Annotated in this window: 13 protein-coding genes and 2 pseudogenes; 3 read left to right on the top strand and 12 right to left on the bottom strand. The window is 55.2% G+C overall.

The window, feature by feature from the left end:
* Positions 1 to 33 precede the first annotated feature (33 nt).
* Positions 34 to 1,827 (bottom strand): thiamine pyrophosphate-requiring protein, encoded by a 1,794-nt coding sequence (locus tag AACY09_RS21610; RefSeq protein WP_339490967.1) that lies wholly within the window; start codon positions 1,825 to 1,827, stop codon positions 34 to 36.
* 278 nt (positions 1,828 to 2,105) lie between these two features.
* Between AACY09_RS21610 and ampC the strand changes: the two genes are divergently transcribed.
* The 3 genes from ampC (at position 2,106) to AACY09_RS21625 (ending at position 5,082) form a co-directional block, all read left to right on the top strand.
* Positions 2,106 to 3,251, top strand: a complete 1,146-nt coding sequence (ampC, locus tag AACY09_RS21615) for a class C beta-lactamase (protein ID WP_339490968.1) — start codon at positions 2,106 to 2,108, stop codon at positions 3,249 to 3,251.
* Positions 3,252 to 3,376: 125 nt separating this feature from the next.
* Positions 3,377 to 3,925, top strand: a complete 549-nt coding sequence (locus AACY09_RS21620; protein WP_339490969.1) for a TetR/AcrR family transcriptional regulator — start codon at positions 3,377 to 3,379, stop codon at positions 3,923 to 3,925.
* The gene (locus AACY09_RS21625; protein ID WP_339490971.1) at positions 3,922 to 5,082 is read left to right on the top strand and encodes an MFS transporter; all 1,161 of its coding nucleotides are present in this window, start codon (positions 3,922 to 3,924) and stop codon (positions 5,080 to 5,082) included. Before AACY09_RS21620 ends, AACY09_RS21625 begins: the two co-directional genes overlap by 4 nt.
* A 78-nt stretch (positions 5,083 to 5,160) precedes the next feature.
* Here the strand turns inward: AACY09_RS21625 and AACY09_RS21630 are convergent, their stop codons facing one another.
* From AACY09_RS21630 to AACY09_RS21680, 11 genes and pseudogenes are all read right to left on the bottom strand, one after another.
* Entirely contained in the window at positions 5,161 to 6,735 is a 1,575-nt protein-coding gene (locus tag AACY09_RS21630) for a BCCT family transporter (protein WP_339490972.1), read from the bottom strand.
* 264 nt (positions 6,736 to 6,999) lie between these two features.
* The gene (locus AACY09_RS21635; protein ID WP_339490973.1) at positions 7,000 to 7,383 is read right to left on the bottom strand and encodes an ethanolamine utilization protein EutQ; all 384 of its coding nucleotides are present in this window, start codon (positions 7,381 to 7,383) and stop codon (positions 7,000 to 7,002) included.
* Positions 7,380 to 8,711, bottom strand: coding sequence for an NAD(P)/FAD-dependent oxidoreductase (locus AACY09_RS21640; RefSeq protein WP_339490975.1), 1,332 nt, complete (start codon positions 8,709 to 8,711; stop codon positions 7,380 to 7,382). The genes AACY09_RS21635 and AACY09_RS21640 overlap by 4 nt, the downstream gene beginning before the upstream one ends.
* A gap of 10 nt (positions 8,712 to 8,721) precedes the next feature.
* On the bottom strand, positions 8,722 to 9,954 hold the full coding sequence (locus AACY09_RS21645; protein ID WP_339490986.1) for an FAD-dependent oxidoreductase: 1,233 nt from the start codon (positions 9,952 to 9,954) through the stop codon (positions 8,722 to 8,724).
* A pseudogene (locus AACY09_RS21650) lies at positions 9,943 to 10,104 on the bottom strand (rubredoxin); the annotation flags it as partial. The gene AACY09_RS21645 and the pseudogene AACY09_RS21650, both read right to left, overlap by 12 nt.
* Positions 10,105 to 10,116: 12 nt before the next feature.
* Positions 10,117 to 11,562 carry an aldehyde dehydrogenase family protein gene (locus AACY09_RS21655; RefSeq protein WP_339490976.1) on the bottom strand — a complete coding sequence of 482 codons (1,446 nt, stop codon included), beginning with the start codon at positions 11,560 to 11,562 and terminating at the stop codon, positions 10,117 to 10,119.
* 10 nt (positions 11,563 to 11,572) lie between these two features.
* Complete coding sequence (locus tag AACY09_RS21660) at positions 11,573 to 12,763, bottom strand: aromatic ring-hydroxylating oxygenase subunit alpha (protein ID WP_339490977.1); 1,191 nt, start codon at positions 12,761 to 12,763, stop codon at positions 11,573 to 11,575.
* A gap of 291 nt (positions 12,764 to 13,054) precedes the next feature.
* A complete protein-coding gene (locus AACY09_RS21665; RefSeq protein ID WP_339490978.1) occupies positions 13,055 to 13,984 on the bottom strand; it encodes a LysR substrate-binding domain-containing protein in 930 nt (309 codons plus the stop codon).
* Between the two features lie 375 nt (positions 13,985 to 14,359).
* A pseudogene (locus AACY09_RS21670) lies at positions 14,360 to 14,719 on the bottom strand (putative toxin-antitoxin system toxin component, PIN family); the annotation flags it as partial.
* An 18-nt stretch (positions 14,720 to 14,737) separates the two neighbouring features.
* A complete protein-coding gene (locus tag AACY09_RS21675) occupies positions 14,738 to 15,067 on the bottom strand; it encodes a DUF2845 domain-containing protein (protein WP_339490979.1) in 330 nt (109 codons plus the stop codon).
* Positions 15,068 to 15,119: 52 nt separating this feature from the next.
* On the bottom strand, positions 15,120 to 15,889 hold a 770-nt coding region (locus AACY09_RS21680; protein WP_339490981.1), incomplete at its 5' end, for a TRAP transporter large permease.

Here is a 15,889-nt window from a genome sequence, read left to right on the forward strand (position 1 = left end):
TACTGCTTCGAGCTGGCCCCTTAGCCCCTGCAGTCACTTTTTCGAGTCACCCGGCAACACTGCGCCCAGCACCTGCTTGGCCGTTTGCACAATAACACCGGCTTCATTAGGATCGCCCTTGAGCAAGGTAGTCGCGAACTTCTTCGCTTGGTCGAGTTTGATGTGGGGTGGTAGCGGCGGCACATTCGGGTCGGTCTTGAACTCGATGACCACCGGTATATCCGAAGCTAATGCCTGTTCCCAGGCGTTGGCGACTTCATCCTCCCGGTCGACATAGATACCCTTCAAGCCGATAGAATTGGCGAACTGGTGATACGGCACATCAGGGATGTTCTGTGACGCTTCGAATTTCGGATCACCTTCCATCACCCGTTGTTCCCACGTCACCTGATTGAGATCCTCGTTATTGAAGACCGCGCAGATAAGGTGTGGGCTTTCCCACTGCCGCCAGTATTTAGCAATCGTGATCAACTCAGCCATGTTGTTCATTTGCATGGCACCATCGCCCACCAAGGCAATCACTGACCGGTCAGGGAAGGCGAATTTAGCCGCTATTGCGTAAGGTACGGCGGCCCCCATGGATGCCAACCCGCCAGACAATGAACATTTCATGCCGTGGCGGATTTTCAGGTCGCGAGCGTACCAGTTAGCGCACGAGCCGGAGTCGCAAGTAATAATCGCGCGGTCCGGTAACTGCGGTGATAACTCGAAGACCACGCGCTGGGGATTGATTGGAGTGGCCTTGGCCATGGCGCGTTTTTCCAGGGTGTTCTCCCAGGTTCCGCGCCAACCTTCAATTTTTTTGCGCCAGCTGCGACTCTTCTTGTGCGCCAACAATGGCAGCAGTGCAGTCAACGTCTCGGCCGCATCACCTTGCAGGTTCACTTCCATTGGGTAGCGAAGACCGAGCATATCCGCCTGCAGGTCGATCTGCACCCCACGCGCCTGGCCTTCCTTGGGCAGGAACTCGGCATAGGGGAAGCCAGAACCGATCATCAATAAGGTGTCGCATTCGCTCATCAGTTTGTAGCTTGGCTCGGTGCCAAGCAGTCCGATACTGCCTGTAACCCAAGGCAATTCGTCTGGCAAGACGGCTTTGCCGAGCAACGCCTTAGCGACCCCTGCCCCGAGTTTTTCGGCCGTGGCAAATACATGCTCACTTGCGCCCAGTGCCCCAGCGCCGACCAGAATTGCCACTTTTTTGCCGGCGTTCAGCACATCGGCCGCCCGTTGCAGATCCGCCTCGTAAGGCAACACTTTTGGCTTGCTGTAACCCACACCGGAATGCGCCGTGCCATGGGCTCTGGCAGGAGCCTTGTACTCAACATCCTGCAGGTCGTTTGGCAGAATCAACGCCGTCACTTGCCTTTCGCCGATGGCGGTACGCACGGCGCGATCCAGTAGATGGCGAACTTGGGACGGTGCTGACGCTTGCTGAACAAACGCACCGGCTACGTCCTTGAACATCGAGACCAGATCCAGCTCTTGCTGATAATGACTGCCCAATGCCGTTCGAGCCTGTTGCCCGACAATCGCCAGCACCGGCATATGATCAAGTCGCGCATCGTATAGCCCCGTGATCAAATGTGACGCGCCGGGGCCGGAGGTAGCGATACAGACACCAAGCTCGCCAGTGAATTTGGCATGCGCCGAGGCCATGAATGCGGCCATTTCCTCGTGCCGGGCTTGTACGAATTCGATCTTGCCCTTAGCGCGGCTTAAAGCACCGAAGACGCCGTTTATACCGTCACCGGGATAACCAAATATTCGCGTTACACCCCATTCACTGAGGCGTTCAATCAGAAAGTCTCCTACTGTTACCGTCATGTGAAATCTCGCTTTTTCCATTGCGCATGGCCTCCCTATACCGCTGCATCAGCAGCCGTGCAGGGAAGATGTAGAGATTTCGACATTGAGACCGAGACTGAGGTTCGAACAGTTTTTGCTGTGTGGACTCACGCGAGAAACAACCCGCATGAATCTGGCTAGCGTTACGCTGCAGCTATTGCAGGGCGCCTACTGCAACGCGCGCCATTGGCGAAGGACGTGACTTGCAGGACAATGCTTACCGTGGGATTAATTTAAATCGGTAAACAGGAACTGCAATGAAATCATTGATCGCTGGGGTATTACTGGGGTGGCTGTCTACCGCAAATGTTGCGCTAGCGCAGGCCAGCGACGCCAAAGAGGTGATCGATCCGGTCATCACAGCGTTAATGCAGCAGCAGAAAATCCCCGGTATGGCGGTGGCTTTGGTGCGCCCGCAAGGCACCCTGATTTTGAACTATGGTTCAGCCGACCGCAACGCGAATACCCCGGTTGATGATCAAACCCTGTTCGAGATTGGTTCGCTGAGTAAAACCTTTACTGTTGCCTTGGCTTCGCTTGCTGTGGTCAACGACAAGCTCGATCTGGATACTGAAGTCAGCCATTACCTGCCCGAGCTTAAAGGCACTGCGTTCGACAAAATTACTGGAGCCAACCTTGCGACGCATACCTCCGGGGGCCTGCCACTTTTCGTACCGGATGCGGTCACCAATCGACAACAGCTGATGAAGTGGTATCGCCAGTGGCAGCCCACTGAAGCCATTGGCGAGGTTCGCACTTACTCTAACTTGAGTATTGGCCTGCTTGGCCTGGAGACGGCTGCCAGCCTTGGCCGCGATTTCATTCCGGCGATGCAGCAAGACGTGCTTACGCCGCTGGGCCTGACTCAAACATGGTACGACGTGCCCAAAGCGCAGATGGCGAATTACGCCATGGGCGAGGACAAGCAAGACAAGCCCACGCGCGTGACCCCAGGTGTTCTGGACGACGAAGCCTACGGCATTAAAACCACGGCAGGCGACCTGGCGAGCTTTGCTCAGGCCAACCTCGGACTGCTGGAGATCGATGACGCTTTAAAAACAGCCTTGGACGCGACACGTGAAGGCCGCTATCAAGTCGGGCAAATGACTCAAGACATGATCTGGGAACAGTATTCGCTGCCGGTCGGGGTGGATACGCTTTTGGCTGGAAACGGCTATGACATGATCCTCAAACCGAACCGCGTCGAAGCGATCGAGCCGATGCAGGAGCCGCGCAATGATGTCTGGATCAATAAAACCGGCTCCACCAATGGCTTTGGCGGCTATCTGGTGATGCTGCCAGGGCAACAAACGGCACTGGTGATGCTGGCTAACAAGAACTACCCCAACGACGCCCGCGTCAAGGCGGCGCATCGCATTCTGAGTGACCTTGGGACGATGTGAGTTCAGAGCCAGTTCCTGCGCTACGTTGTTCAACACAAAGGCTTGTGCAGGCGCTAATGCCCCGTCTCCCCTTGTTCCCGTTAACTCAGCTTGACATGTAAAGCGATCGCTTTACACTGCATTGCATGGATAAACGTACTGAAATAATCATTGGCGCCACCCCCGTTTTCGAGGCCGAAGGCTTTCGCGGTATTGGCATTGATCGGGTAATCGCGCCTTCCGGCGCCTCCACACGCACCCTCTATAAACATTTTGGCTCGCGTGACGGCTTGGTCACTGCGGTGCTTGAAGCACGGCACCATGGATTTATGCAGCAGCTCGAAGCAGAGCCCTGGCAGGATGATCCCGTGGGTTCAATGTTCGACAGCTTGCAGCTTTGGCTGACAAGCCACGGCGCAAGGGGCTGCATGTTGCTCCGAGCACGCAGTGAATATGCCGGGGCCAGCGAAGAAATCGTCGAGCTTGTCCGCCGGCAGAAAAGCGAGTTTGTTGCTGAAGTACAAAGACGCATTTTGGCTGCACTCGGTCGTCATGATGCAAAGCTTTCCACACAGGTATGGTTGCTGTTTGAAGGTGCCACAGCATCGGCGAGTGTTGTTGGTGTCTCCGTGATCGAGGACGCCAAGGAGGCAGCGCTGTCTCTTATTGCCAGCGCACAGGCAGGCAAAAAATGAAGGGTAGTATCAATCTAGTTGCCGCAGCATTTGCCTTAACAGCCGTGTCCTACGGACTGGCGCGATTTGCCTACGGCCTTTTTTTGCCACAGATCAGCGAGGATCTTGCGCTTGATGTGATCGCTGCAGGCTGGATTGGTGGCTGCGCTTTTGCGGCCTACTGCCTGGGTATCCTGTTCACCTTTATCGCCAGTGGCAAACTTGGCCCCAGAGCAATAGCTTTGTGTGCCGGAGCGGCGGCGACATTGGGTATGACCCTGGTTGCCTTCGCCTCCTCGGCTTGGTCAATGGGCATTGGCATTGCCTTAGCGGGCTTGAGCACAGGGTTGACCTCACCTCCGCTGGCCACAGCCGTAGCGAAAATGTTCGAGACTCAGGATCGGCCTAAGGCAAATGCAACCATCAATTCGGGCACGGCAGCGGGGATTGTATTTTCAGGCTTAGCCGCATTGGCAGTCGTCGGCGCGTGGCGCGAGCTTTATGGGGTGTTTGCCCTGATTGGCTTTGGCGTAACCCTGTGGATTTTCTATGCAGTGCCCGCTACCGATCATGGCAGCGACAGGCAGAAATTGTCCGTGGCAATCCTCAAACGCCCCGGCCTGCTCACGCTTTGCATCAGCGCCTTTATTGCTGGGGCATCCAGCACGGCTATCTGGACTTTTGGCGCGAGCATTTTGCGCGAGGATTTTGCTTTCAACGATAGCGAAATTGCGTGGGCGTGGGTCGCTCTGGGAATCGCCGGTATCAGCGGATCGCTTACCGGCATGCTGACCACGCGGTTCGGCAGCGGCTGGGTCCATGGCAGCGCACTATTGGGCATGGCATTGGCCATGATCGGACTGGCTGCGACCTCGTACTCAGCAATCATTGGCTTTGCCACCATGATCATTTTCGGCACCGCCTATATCATTTCGACTGGGGCCTATCTGATCCAGGGGATCGACCTTCTGCCCGATCGCCCGGACCTAGGTTTGGGAATACCTTTTCTGGTCATTGCACTTGGCCAATCGGTGGGCACACCCCTGTTCGGCGCAACACTGGATGCACTGGGCACCGTTTGGGCGCTGGTCGCCTTCGCAGTACTTGCCTGCCTTGCAGTGCCCATACGCCCGCAGCTGGCGGCCACATCATTGCCTTGCAGCCCGATGAACCTGTAGCGCTCGGCAATCCGGGTCAAATCCAATACAAAATAAAGCCGCTGAAGATTGCTCATCAGCGGCTTTATTCAGCGGTCGTTATTCACTTGGCACTAAGACCTGGCTGCTGCCCTCGGTTGCCAGCGATTTAACAAACCCGATCATCAACAACAACATGATCGCCATAAAGGGCAAGCCCATCGCGACAGCGCCGGCTTGAATGCCTTTGAGCGCTGTATCACCGCCGATCACGAACAAGGTGATGGTGACCAGAGCAACCATCAACAGCCACAGGATGCGCTGCCCTGCATGGGTGTCAGGCTCTCCTCCAGCCGCCAGGTTATCCACCACCAAGGCGCCGGAGTCCATTGAGGTGACCATAAAGATCACCAGAAGCACCACGACAAGCATCGAAGTAATAGTCGACATTGGCAGCACTTCAAGGAATTGGAACAGCGCCATGTTGATATCTGCCAAGCCCGCCGCCAAAGCGCCCTGCCCGGCTGTGACCTGATTAATCGCGCTTAGGCCAAAAGCGGCGAACCAGAAAACCGTGGCAATGGTGGGAAATACCATCGCCACACAAACCAATTGGCGCAGCGTGCGTCCCCGGGAAACCCGTGCGATAAACACCCCTACAATCGGTCCCCAGGTGCACCACCACGCCCAATAGAACACGGTCCAACCTTGAAACCAGTCCGGGTCAGGACGATCGATCCAGTTCGCCAGCGGTCCAAAATATTCGACGTAATCCACTGCCGTGGTGGCTACTGATGTAAAGAAGGTGCCAACGCCAACCGCAATCGCCACCAGCACGAACAGGGCCAGCGCCAAAAGCATGTTGATGTTGCTGAGCAGCTTCACTCCGGCATGCATGCCTCGCCACAATGACAGTGCTGCGAGTGCTGTTACGGTGAAGATAAACAGCAATTGAAAGCTGAAGGAGTTGGCAATACCCAGTACATGGGTAATCCCCGCGGTCGCTTGCATGGCGCCCAAGCCGAGGGATGTTGCCAGGCCAAAGACAGTCAGCACCACAGTGAAGACATCGACGATTTGACCGGGCAAGCCTTTATAGGCATCGCCAATCAGCGGCTTCAATCCCGAGCTGAGTGAGAAAGGCATGCCTTTATTAAAGGCAAAATAGCCAATTACCAATGCGCTGGTCAGGTAGATCGCCCAAGGGTGAAGCCCCCAATGGAACATGGTGGCGCCCATTGCAGCGTGCGCCGCTTCAGGTGTGTTTTTAATCACATTTAGCGGTGTCTTCCACCATTCAGTGTATTGCGCGACCGGTTCGGCAACCCCCCAGTACAGCAAGCCAACGCCCATGCCGGCGGCAAACATCATGGAGAACCAGGACAGCATGCCGAACTCAGGTTTGGCATCCGCGCCACCCAGGCGAATTTTGCCGTAAGGCGATATGGCAACCCCGGCACAGAACAGTACGGCCAGGTTGCCCATGATCATAATGAACCAGTCACAATTCTTGATAATCCAGCCCTTGGTTGCTTCAAGGGTTTGGCCAAACGCAACGGGGTCATACAGCGCGGCCAGAACCAGCGCGAGAACGATAAAAAATGATGCGGGAAAGATCACCCGGTGGAAGTTAAGCCCCATGATGCGCATATTAAATGCGGCGGGCTGGCCAGCTTCAGCAGCTATGTCTTTCATATCAGGCCTCGCTATTGTTTTTGTAGTTAGGTCAATTCCGGGGGGCGTTTCGTCAATGCGAAATCGCTACAAGGCAGGTTTCCAGAATTGCGGCTGGCTGCGATATTCAGTCACCTGAAACAACGCGACAAACCATTTTATTGCATTGATTTATGACTTTTTATCACTGATGCTTTTGCTATCCATAGCGCCTGTTCACAGGCCAGATTTGGCCTGTGAAAGCATCTAATAATCGAGCCCTTAACAACGCTATTTGACAAGGGCTCAGACAAGGCCGTGACGCTGTTTCCAATCGCCCGGATGCACCACATAGCCAAATAATGCATGGCCGCCATACACCAACTCGGTTCCTTCGGGAATCCAGAGCATTTGCCCTGGACTGACGCGATACAGCTGGCTATTGGCTTGCAGTTCGAAGCAGCCTTCGATGACAAAAACCACTTCGTCGTAGAGCAGCGTCCATGCCACCTCAGCCCCTTCCCAGCGGGCGAAACCGATACCAATATTGGGTGAGATTTCATTGCTGATTGCCCGTGCGACAAAGGCTTGTCCGTTGCTATCTGCACTGCTGCGCAAGGTAAAGTCGAGGTCGTGGTGATCAACCAGCAGCACTGGGCCTTTGCCCGATGTGTTCTTGGCATCGCTCATATTTCACTCCGGCTGTTGAACGCAGCCAATCGAATGCGTGAGCGCACCCCGATCCCCAGAAAGGGTTCTGGAGGGTTGAGTGATGGCATGCCGGTCACGGCTTGAATATCACGCAGCTGACTCGACTCTGCGCCTATGGCCAGATCGGCGAGCAAGGTCCCGGAAATAGTGCCCCAGGCAGCCCCAACACCATTGTCACAGGCCGAGGCAAATACACCGTCCTGCAACTCGCCAAAGAAATTGGTGAAGTTGCGTGAAATGGCGTAGACCCCGCCCCATGTGTGGGTGAATGGGACGCTGGCCAACTGCGGGAAGCGGGCCAAAAACGCCTTGCGGTGGTCCGCGGCGACCTGCTGGCGCATTGCATCGCTGGTGCTGCGACCATATTTAGGGACGTGTTTGTAAGTGTTGCGGATAATCAACCGGCGGTCTTGGGTCATGCGCACTGTAGTGCCCGCATGATCAGCCGGGGTCAGCCCCCAATCCAGTTGTCCGCCATAGGCTGCAAGTTCTGCGTCACTGAGTGGCCGCGTCCAGCTGGCAAATGTCATTACCGGCAGCAAACGATTGCGCAGAAAGCCGAACTCCTGAGTAAATATACTGGTGCCCAGCAGCAGCTTTGGCGTGCTGACGCGCCCTTGGGTGCCGTGCAGAATCCAGCCGCCATTAGCATCACGTTCCAGGCGTTGAATCGGTGACTCTTCAAGTAACTCAACATTCTCAGGCAGGCTACGCGCCAGTCCATTGACCAACGCAGCGGGCTGCATCAAGTAGCAACCCGGTGTGAAAATGGCCTGACTGTAATGTTGGCTGCCAATCACCTTGGCCAAGGACTCACGATTGACCCACTCAAAAGGCTCGCCGAGGTCCTTCATAAGCGATGCGAAATGCTCAAGGTACGCTTGGCCACGGGCGCCTACGGCACCTTGATACTTACCCGCGTGGGACCATTGGCAATCAATTCCATGCTGGTTGACCAAGCCCAGCAATTGGCTGATCGCGGCGCGATTGAGCGCCAACAAACGTTGTTTGTGCGCGGGGTCTGGATGTTCAAGGGCGAACTTGTGCGGCAGGTCAATCACAAAACCCGAGTTGCGCCCGGAAGCGCCATAACCGACACGCTGCGCATCCACCAATACAATGCGCGCCTCCGGCAGTTGCTCTGCCAGTCGCCTTGCGGCAGCCAAGCCAGCAAAGCCAGCGCCGATTATGGCGTAGTCAGCGCGCTGCTCACCGGACAATCGCTTGGCCGCAGGCACATCCCGCAAAGCGCTGTACCAACCGCAAGATGAGTCGTCCAACGGCAAGTTAATTTTATTGTTAGTCATAAAGCGGCCCTCAGGCTACGGCTTGTTGCGCGGTTTGGCAGGATTGCAGCCAGCTGTTGCGTTGCACCTGTGCCTGGCGGCCAAGCAGGACAAAGCCGTTTAATTTCCCAGCGGCACAATAAAAACCCGCGCTGATGCCATCCTCCGTTGCTGTGCAGCGCCATTCACCCTGTGCACCGACTGCGGGAGGTAGCAAACAAAGCGGCGCTGCCGGTGTTTTCACCATGACGGGCATCAGTGGGTAATCAACCGGGGATTGTTGGCCGAGCAAGGTTTTGCTCAGCGCTTGAATGCCCTGATTGATTGGCGCCAGATAGGGCCGTAGTTGGCCGTCGATTTCGATGCAGTCGCCCAAGGCAAAAATACCCGGCACCGAGGTCTGCAGATGAGCATCGACCTGAATGCCACGATCTGTGGCAATACCCGCGCTTTGCGCCAGGCTTAAATTGGGGCGTAGACCGACAGCTGATAACACTAAATCGGTTTGCACCACTTGCCCATCGGTTAGCTGCAGGTGATAGCCCTGCTCAAGACGTTCTACCTGTGCCAGTGAGTTGTTCAAAAACCACGTGACGCCGTGTTCACTCAAGGCAGATTGCAGATGCTTCCCCGCTTCAGCGGGTAACAAACGCTCCATGGGCCACTGTCCAAGCCCGATAACACTCACTTCATAACCACTGCTCGCCAGATCATTGGCGAACTCACAGCCAATCAAACCGTCGCCAACAATGGCCACACGCTTGACACCCTCGAGCCGCTGGCGAAACGCTTGATAGTCCTGCAGGTTGTTAACGCTGAGCAACTCATCGCTGTCGCCGGCAATCGGCAAACGAATGGGCGCAGCACCACTGGCCAAGACTAATTGGCCGTACTCCATCTCCCCAAAGCTGGTGTGCAGTACGCGTTTTGCACTGTCAATTCGCTCAACCCGGCAATGGGGGTAAATGCGTACATTCAGACGTTTTTCCAACGCCATGGGCGTTTCACCTGCAAGCCCTTCAGCGGTTTTACCTTGGGCTAAACCAATCGACAGCCCAGGCTTTGAATACAAATGCCCGGACTCTTGCGTGAGCACGCGAATTTCAACCTTGGCGTCAGCACGGCGCAGCGCTTGAGCCAAACCATAACCGGCATAACCGCTGCCAATGATTACGATGGGCTGATTGACCCCTGGTTTAACCACTGGTTTCGGTGCTGCCACCGGTGCTGCTACCGCAATAATCGGCTCATCGATCTCGAGCATCTCAAAATCACCTTTGCCCACGCCACAGTCCGGGCATATCCAGTCTTCAGGGACATCTTCCCAGCGCGTTCCTGCTGCAATACCGTCTTTGGGCCAGCCTTCAGCTTCGTCGTAGATCAGGCCGCACACCACACATAGCCACTTTTTCATAATTGTCTCCGCTTACTCGCCCGCTACACGAATGGCTATGTTTTTGGTCCGCACATAGCTGTACAAGGCTTCCTGACCTTTCTCGCGACCGAAGCCCGAGAGACCAACACCACCAAAGGGTGTTTCGATACCGCCGGCGTACCATTCGTTGACGAAAACCTGGCCGGCTTTCAGCCGCCGTGTACAACGCATGGCGCGGCTTATATCTTGAGTGAATACACCGGCAACCAGCCCAAATTCGGTGCCATTGGCAATGCGTAAAGCCTCTTCTTCAGTGTCAAACGGGATAACCGCCAATACCGGGCCGAACACTTCGGTCTGAGCAATGCTCATTTGCGGGGTGACATCACGGAGCACGGTTGGGCGCATAAAGTGCCCGGCACGATCACTAAAAGACTCGCCGCCGGTAGCAATCACCGCCCCTTCTTCAGTGGCTTGGCGACATAGCTGTTCGATACCCGAAAGTTGACCGGCGCTGATAACCGGCGTCAGGTCTGGATTGTGTTCGCCAACCCCGACACTCATGCCTTCCGCCAGTTTGACCACCGACTCAACGATTTCATCGTAGATTTCACGCTGCACGAGCAGACGCGACAGCGCCGAGCAGACTTGACCGGCGTTGAAGAAAATTCCGCTTTTGACGCTGGCCAATACTTGCTCACGGTCCGCATCGGCAAACACCAGCGCAGCTGATTTACCGCCCAGTTCCATCACACTCGGGATGGCGTTTTCTGCCGCCGCACGGAGAATTGACTGGCCTGTTGGCACTGAACCGGTGAACACGATCTGATCCACCTGCTTGCTGCTTACCAGATATGAGCCCACTTCACGTCCACGGCCGCAGATCAGGTTAACCGCGCCTTTAGGCAAACCGACTTTGGCAATCGCACGGATCAATACACACATGCCCAGTGGCGACAGTTCTGGCGATTTGATAACCACTGCATTGCCTGCTGCCAGCGCCGGTGCCAATGAACGCGCGCAGATCGAAACCGGGAAGTTCCACGGGACGATCTGCGCCGATACGCCCATTGGGTCGTACTGGGTGAAATCCATATAGCCGTCGCCCAACGGGATCGAGGTGCCTTCGATCTTGTCGGCCATGCCGGCGTAGTACTCAAAATAACGGGCCGATTCAGTGAACTCGTCGCGGGCATCGTTAAGGCTTTTGCCGTTTTCCTGACACAACACCCAGGCGCCCTCCTCGGCCACCGCACGAATTTCTGCAGCGATTTGCAACAACCAAGTCACCCGTTGAGCGGGACGAACCCGACTCATTTCATTGCTGTCCGCGCAACGCCTGGCCGCATCAAGTGCGCGCTGAGCATCGGCAATCGAAGCCTGGGCGATGGTAGCCAAGGGCTCGCCGTTGGCCGGTTGGTTGACGGTCAAGGCATTCGAACTGTCGACCCATTCACCGTCGATATAGTTAAGCCAGTGAGCTGCAATATTGGTCATGTCCGTCTCCTCAGGCTGGCGTGTCGGTGTTTAGGAATTGGCGCGCGGCCCAGGTATGGAAAAAGTGGGTCGGAACATCCATTTCAGGGGAGAACGCACCGCCTTTGTAACCCGGCGAATGACGACCTTTCTGCATGCCTTCTACCGAGCTGATGTCTTCAGCAAAGACCACTTTCCATGATTCCAGCACTGCGTTGCGGCACGCGGCGTACTCATCGTTCAACGCCTCATCGCCTACATAAAACACCCGCAAATGTTCCACCGTCCGGCCCGGAGCAATAGGTTCCAATTGCATGGCAAAGGCATGGTCGGCTTGAATGCCAAGCAGCACGTTAGGGAAAAACGCAACATATTCGGCGTTGCGCAGACGGTCCTGCGGCCAGCTCGGAAACTTCGGCATGTGCGTACCTGCCACATCAGACAGGTTGTAGGCATAACTGCCTTGCCCGGCGAAGTTGTCGCCGAACATGATGTTGTAGTGATCTTCAAGGCGCGAATAGGTGTTCAGGCTTGGGTGAACCCAGGGCAGGTGGTACGCCTCGCAGTAGTTTTCAACCGCCAGTTTCCAGTTGCAGTTGATATCCAGTGTCGTGGCATCAAAACCTGGGCGACGACGCAGCAAGCTCATGCCGTCGTCACCAATAAACTGAGTCCAACGCTCGGTCAGCGGCGCGAGCATTTCCTCAAGCGGCTGTGCATCACCCGACAGGTTGATAAACACCATGTCCATCCAAACTGAGCTGCGCAGCGCTTTGAGGCCATGCTTCTCGCAGGCAAAACGATCATCCTTGTGCTTGTCGATGCCGCCGACATGCGGTGTGCCACGCAGCGCACCGTTCAGATCGTAGGTCCAGGAATGGTACGGGCAGCGGATAACCCCCTGCACCACGCCTTCTTCCTGCACCAACTTCATGCCGCGGTGACTGCATACGTTATGAAACACCTGCACAACGTTTTCACGGTTGCGCATCAGCAGCAGCGGCAAACCCATGAAATCAATTGGCTTGACCGAACCTTTTTGCGCCAAGTCGCTGGCGAAGCCAATACACGCCCAGGTTTTGCCCATCACCTCATCGCGTTCCAGCTCGAAATAACGCTGGTCGGTATAGAACTCGTTACCGAGACCGGTGGCTTGATGAATTGGATTGAGGACGTTTTCCAATTGCTGGACGGGAATACGTTGAGAGATGGAATTGTTCATTGTTTTTCTCCCCTGCTGGGCACGGTTAGGTCATGTTCGGCGGGCGTATCAGCCCCACTCCGTTGACCGCGAGTTTCGAGAAAAACAGGGATTAGCGACAAACGATTTTTTACAGCGAGCTTTATGATTTTTTATCATCAATGCTCTTATTACTGTCCTGTAATAAGAGCAATTAGAGGGCTCTGTATTTATATATGATTAAAAATCATTAATTAGCGAGAAAAACTTATAACTCGACACCCACTTGGTAGCGGAGCGAACGCAGCCTGTGCGCACGCTACTCACTTGGGTCTATGTTGCCGCTTCGGTGGGTGTTACCGCGACTGGCAGTTGCGACATTAACCAAGCGCGAAATTGTTTAACGCTCTGACGTGTGGCGCTACGATTAGTCGGTTCTAGCAAACAAAACTGGCCATCTGTCATTAAGGTCGATTCAACAGGACGGACCAGTGCCCCTGTTTGTAAATAATTGTCGACCAGATTCGACCAGGCAAGTGCGATGCCCTGCCCGCCAATGGCTGACTGCAACAACATCGAGTAGCTGTTGATATTGATGCGATGCCGTGGCTCAACCATCTTGGTGCCCAACCGGGTAAACCACTCCGACCACCCTATCCAGTCGCGTTGAGGATCTTCCAACCACAGCAAGGTGGAGGATGAAAACTGCTCAACTGTCTCAAGTTCAGGGTGCTTGGCCAGATAACCCGGACTGCAAACGGGGAATACTTCCTCGGCAAACAAGGGCGTTACCTGCATGTTTTTTGGCAAGGTTCGGCAATAGTAGAGCGCTAAATCGCAATCCAACCGTGAGTAGTCCTTAACGTGATCGTAGGCGATGATGCGCAGGTCGATGTCTTCGTTATCGCGCTGAAACTCAGCCACTTTCGGCAGTAACCAAAGCGAAGCCATCGCTGTACTGGTCGCCACAGTTACCTGCTGCGCACCTCGCCAGTGGCGAATTTCACCGGTAGCACTGGCCAGCCCAAGCAAGGTCTCACGCACGACTTCGTAATACTGATTGCCCGTCGGGGTAAGGTTCATGGCCCGGGTTGTACGCTCAAACAGGGCTTTACCCAGATAATCCTCAAGCAGTCGCACTTGGCGGCTAACGGCCCCCTGGGTCACATTCAGTTCATGTGCCGCGAGGGTGAAGCTTAAATTGCGCGCAGCACTTTCAAACGCAACCAGACTGTTCAACGGTGGCAATGGATTAATTTTCATCGGGCAACCACATGTTCTTATGTTTGTATGTCATCGGGTCTGAAGTTGCCGCGGGCTTTGATAAAGCTCGGTTTAGATAACCCAGTTCAAGCGCCTGCAGGCACAGGTACTTGTCTTAAAGCTTTATCAACAGCAGCAAAATAGAAGTGACCGATGAGTCGCTCTTGGTAAGGAACGCTTTTTACGCCATCCGTTAGCGAGTCCGCCAGTCTTTTATGTTGGCGTGCGTTTTTGACACAAAACGACTTGCTGGCCAAACACTGTTATTTGGCCAGAGCGGCTAAGAGAGAGCATGGTTTTTGAAATCAGCGAGAAATGTTCGACTAGCCTTTATGGACAAATGCGGTCGCGGTGGCAACTATTCGGTCCGCCTGTTCAAGCCTGCACTTCGGCGCAGAACACGGCGGGCGTGACTATCCGCGTGCATTCGATATGTCCCCGTTGCAACAAGCCTGCGCGGCGATCACCCGTTACCAGATAGTCCGCGTCGCTGGCCAAGACTATGGCCAGCAGAAACGAGTCATCCGGATCATCCTCTTCGATCGTGATGTTCAGGCGCTCCAGTACTATAGCCCGCTGCAGGTTGTTGATCATTGCTCCTACTCTGGCAGGCTGGAGAATGGCTTTAAGCTTGGGGTAGCGGCTAGCTCGACGAATTTCATCGAGCTGCATTTTTGAGGTCCCCACCTCAAAATGCGAGGCGCGCAAAGCACGGTAGATCGCATCGGGTGGGCCTTAGTCTTCCTACCTTGCTCATCGACGCGTTTCGATTTTAACTAGCTTTCCATCTATAAACTTGAGGTATCTGGAGGCGCCGTTGTCAGGGCCGTAGACCCAGTTTTCGACAGTTACTGAACCATCTGGTGGCCGTCCATTGGCGCCGATCACTGGGGATATTCGTTGGTTTGAATCAGGTTCGCCGCACTTTTCCGACACCATGGAGGTGCTATCGCCCTCACTGATAATGCCATTGGCGCAGCGCATGGCTGCGTGGGCGCAGGGGTTAATGGTCATAAGCACTGCAGTGGCCGCTAAAACCCGACTCAACTTCATAGGTGGCCTACTTAAAAGAGATAGTTGCATTGCTTAACCCAACATAGCAGATGCAGCTATCCCCTCCTCGCCTGCAGGCTACTTAGCTCATGCCCAGCCAGTTTGGCAGGGTCATGGACACCGCAGGGATGTAGGTAATCACCATCAGGAAGCCCAGTAGCAGCATCAGCCAAGGCCATGCTGCGCGAATAACCTGCGTCAGTGGCATGCCGGTGACCGCCGAGGTCACGAACAGGTTCAGGCCCACTGGCGGGGTTATCAAGCCGATTTCCATGTTGACCACCATGATGATGCCCAGGTGGATCGGGTCGATGCCCAGTTGCACGGCAATCGGGAACAGGATCGGTGCCAGAATCAGGATGATTGCCGACGGCTCCATAAAGGCGCCGGCGACCAGCAGCACGATATTGACTACCAACAAGAACTGCCAAGGCTGCAAACCCGCTTCGATCACCCAGGCGGTGATGGTCTGCGGGATCTGCTCGGTGGTCAGCACGTGGGCGAACAACATGGCGTTGGCAATGATGAACATCAGCATGATGGTCAGCTTGCCGGAGTCGAGCAGCACCTGCGGGCAATCGCGGAACGTCAGGTCTTTGTAGACGAACAGCGCGACAAAACCTGCATAGACCGCCGCCACGGCTGCTGCTTCAGTCGGGGTAAACATGCCCGAGTAAATACCGCCCAGAATCACCACCATCAGCAGCAAGCCCCAAACGGCTTTACGTGCAGCGGTCAGAAATTCGCGGAAGGTAGCGCGTGGTTGGGCTGGCAGGTTCATCTTGCGTGCGACGATGTAGATCGCCAGCATCAAGGCAAAGCCCAGCAGCAGACCCGGAATCACCCCGGCCA

This window comes from Pseudomonas sp. EL_65y_Pfl2_R95, from assembly GCF_963971045.1.
Lineage (GTDB): Bacteria > Pseudomonadota > Gammaproteobacteria > Pseudomonadales > Pseudomonadaceae > Aquipseudomonas.

Excerpts from the sequence above, each read along its gene's own strand:
- AACY09_RS21610 (WP_339490967.1), bottom strand. The coding sequence starts at position 1,827 with ATGACGGTAACAGTAGGAGACTTTCTGATTGAACGCCTCAGTGAATGG.
- ampC (WP_339490968.1), top strand. The coding sequence starts at position 2,106 with ATGAAATCATTGATCGCTGGGGTATTACTGGGGTGGCTGTCTACCGCA.
- AACY09_RS21620 (WP_339490969.1), top strand. The coding sequence starts at position 3,377 with ATGGATAAACGTACTGAAATAATCATTGGCGCCACCCCCGTTTTCGAG.
- AACY09_RS21625 (WP_339490971.1), top strand. The coding sequence starts at position 3,922 with ATGAAGGGTAGTATCAATCTAGTTGCCGCAGCATTTGCCTTAACAGCC.
- AACY09_RS21630 (WP_339490972.1), bottom strand. The coding sequence starts at position 6,735 with ATGAAAGACATAGCTGCTGAAGCTGGCCAGCCCGCCGCATTTAATATG.
- AACY09_RS21635 (WP_339490973.1), bottom strand. The coding sequence starts at position 7,383 with ATGAGCGATGCCAAGAACACATCGGGCAAAGGCCCAGTGCTGCTGGTT.
- AACY09_RS21640 (WP_339490975.1), bottom strand. The coding sequence starts at position 8,711 with ATGACTAACAATAAAATTAACTTGCCGTTGGACGACTCATCTTGCGGT.
- AACY09_RS21645 (WP_339490986.1), bottom strand. The coding sequence starts at position 9,954 with ATGCTCGAGATCGATGAGCCGATTATTGCGGTAGCAGCACCGGTGGCA.
- AACY09_RS21655 (WP_339490976.1), bottom strand. The coding sequence starts at position 11,562 with ATGACCAATATTGCAGCTCACTGGCTTAACTATATCGACGGTGAATGG.
- AACY09_RS21660 (WP_339490977.1), bottom strand. The coding sequence starts at position 12,763 with ATGAACAATTCCATCTCTCAACGTATTCCCGTCCAGCAATTGGAAAAC.
- AACY09_RS21665 (WP_339490978.1), bottom strand. The coding sequence starts at position 13,984 with ATGAAAATTAATCCATTGCCACCGTTGAACAGTCTGGTTGCGTTTGAA.
- AACY09_RS21675 (WP_339490979.1), bottom strand. The coding sequence starts at position 15,067 with ATGCAACTATCTCTTTTAAGTAGGCCACCTATGAAGTTGAGTCGGGTT.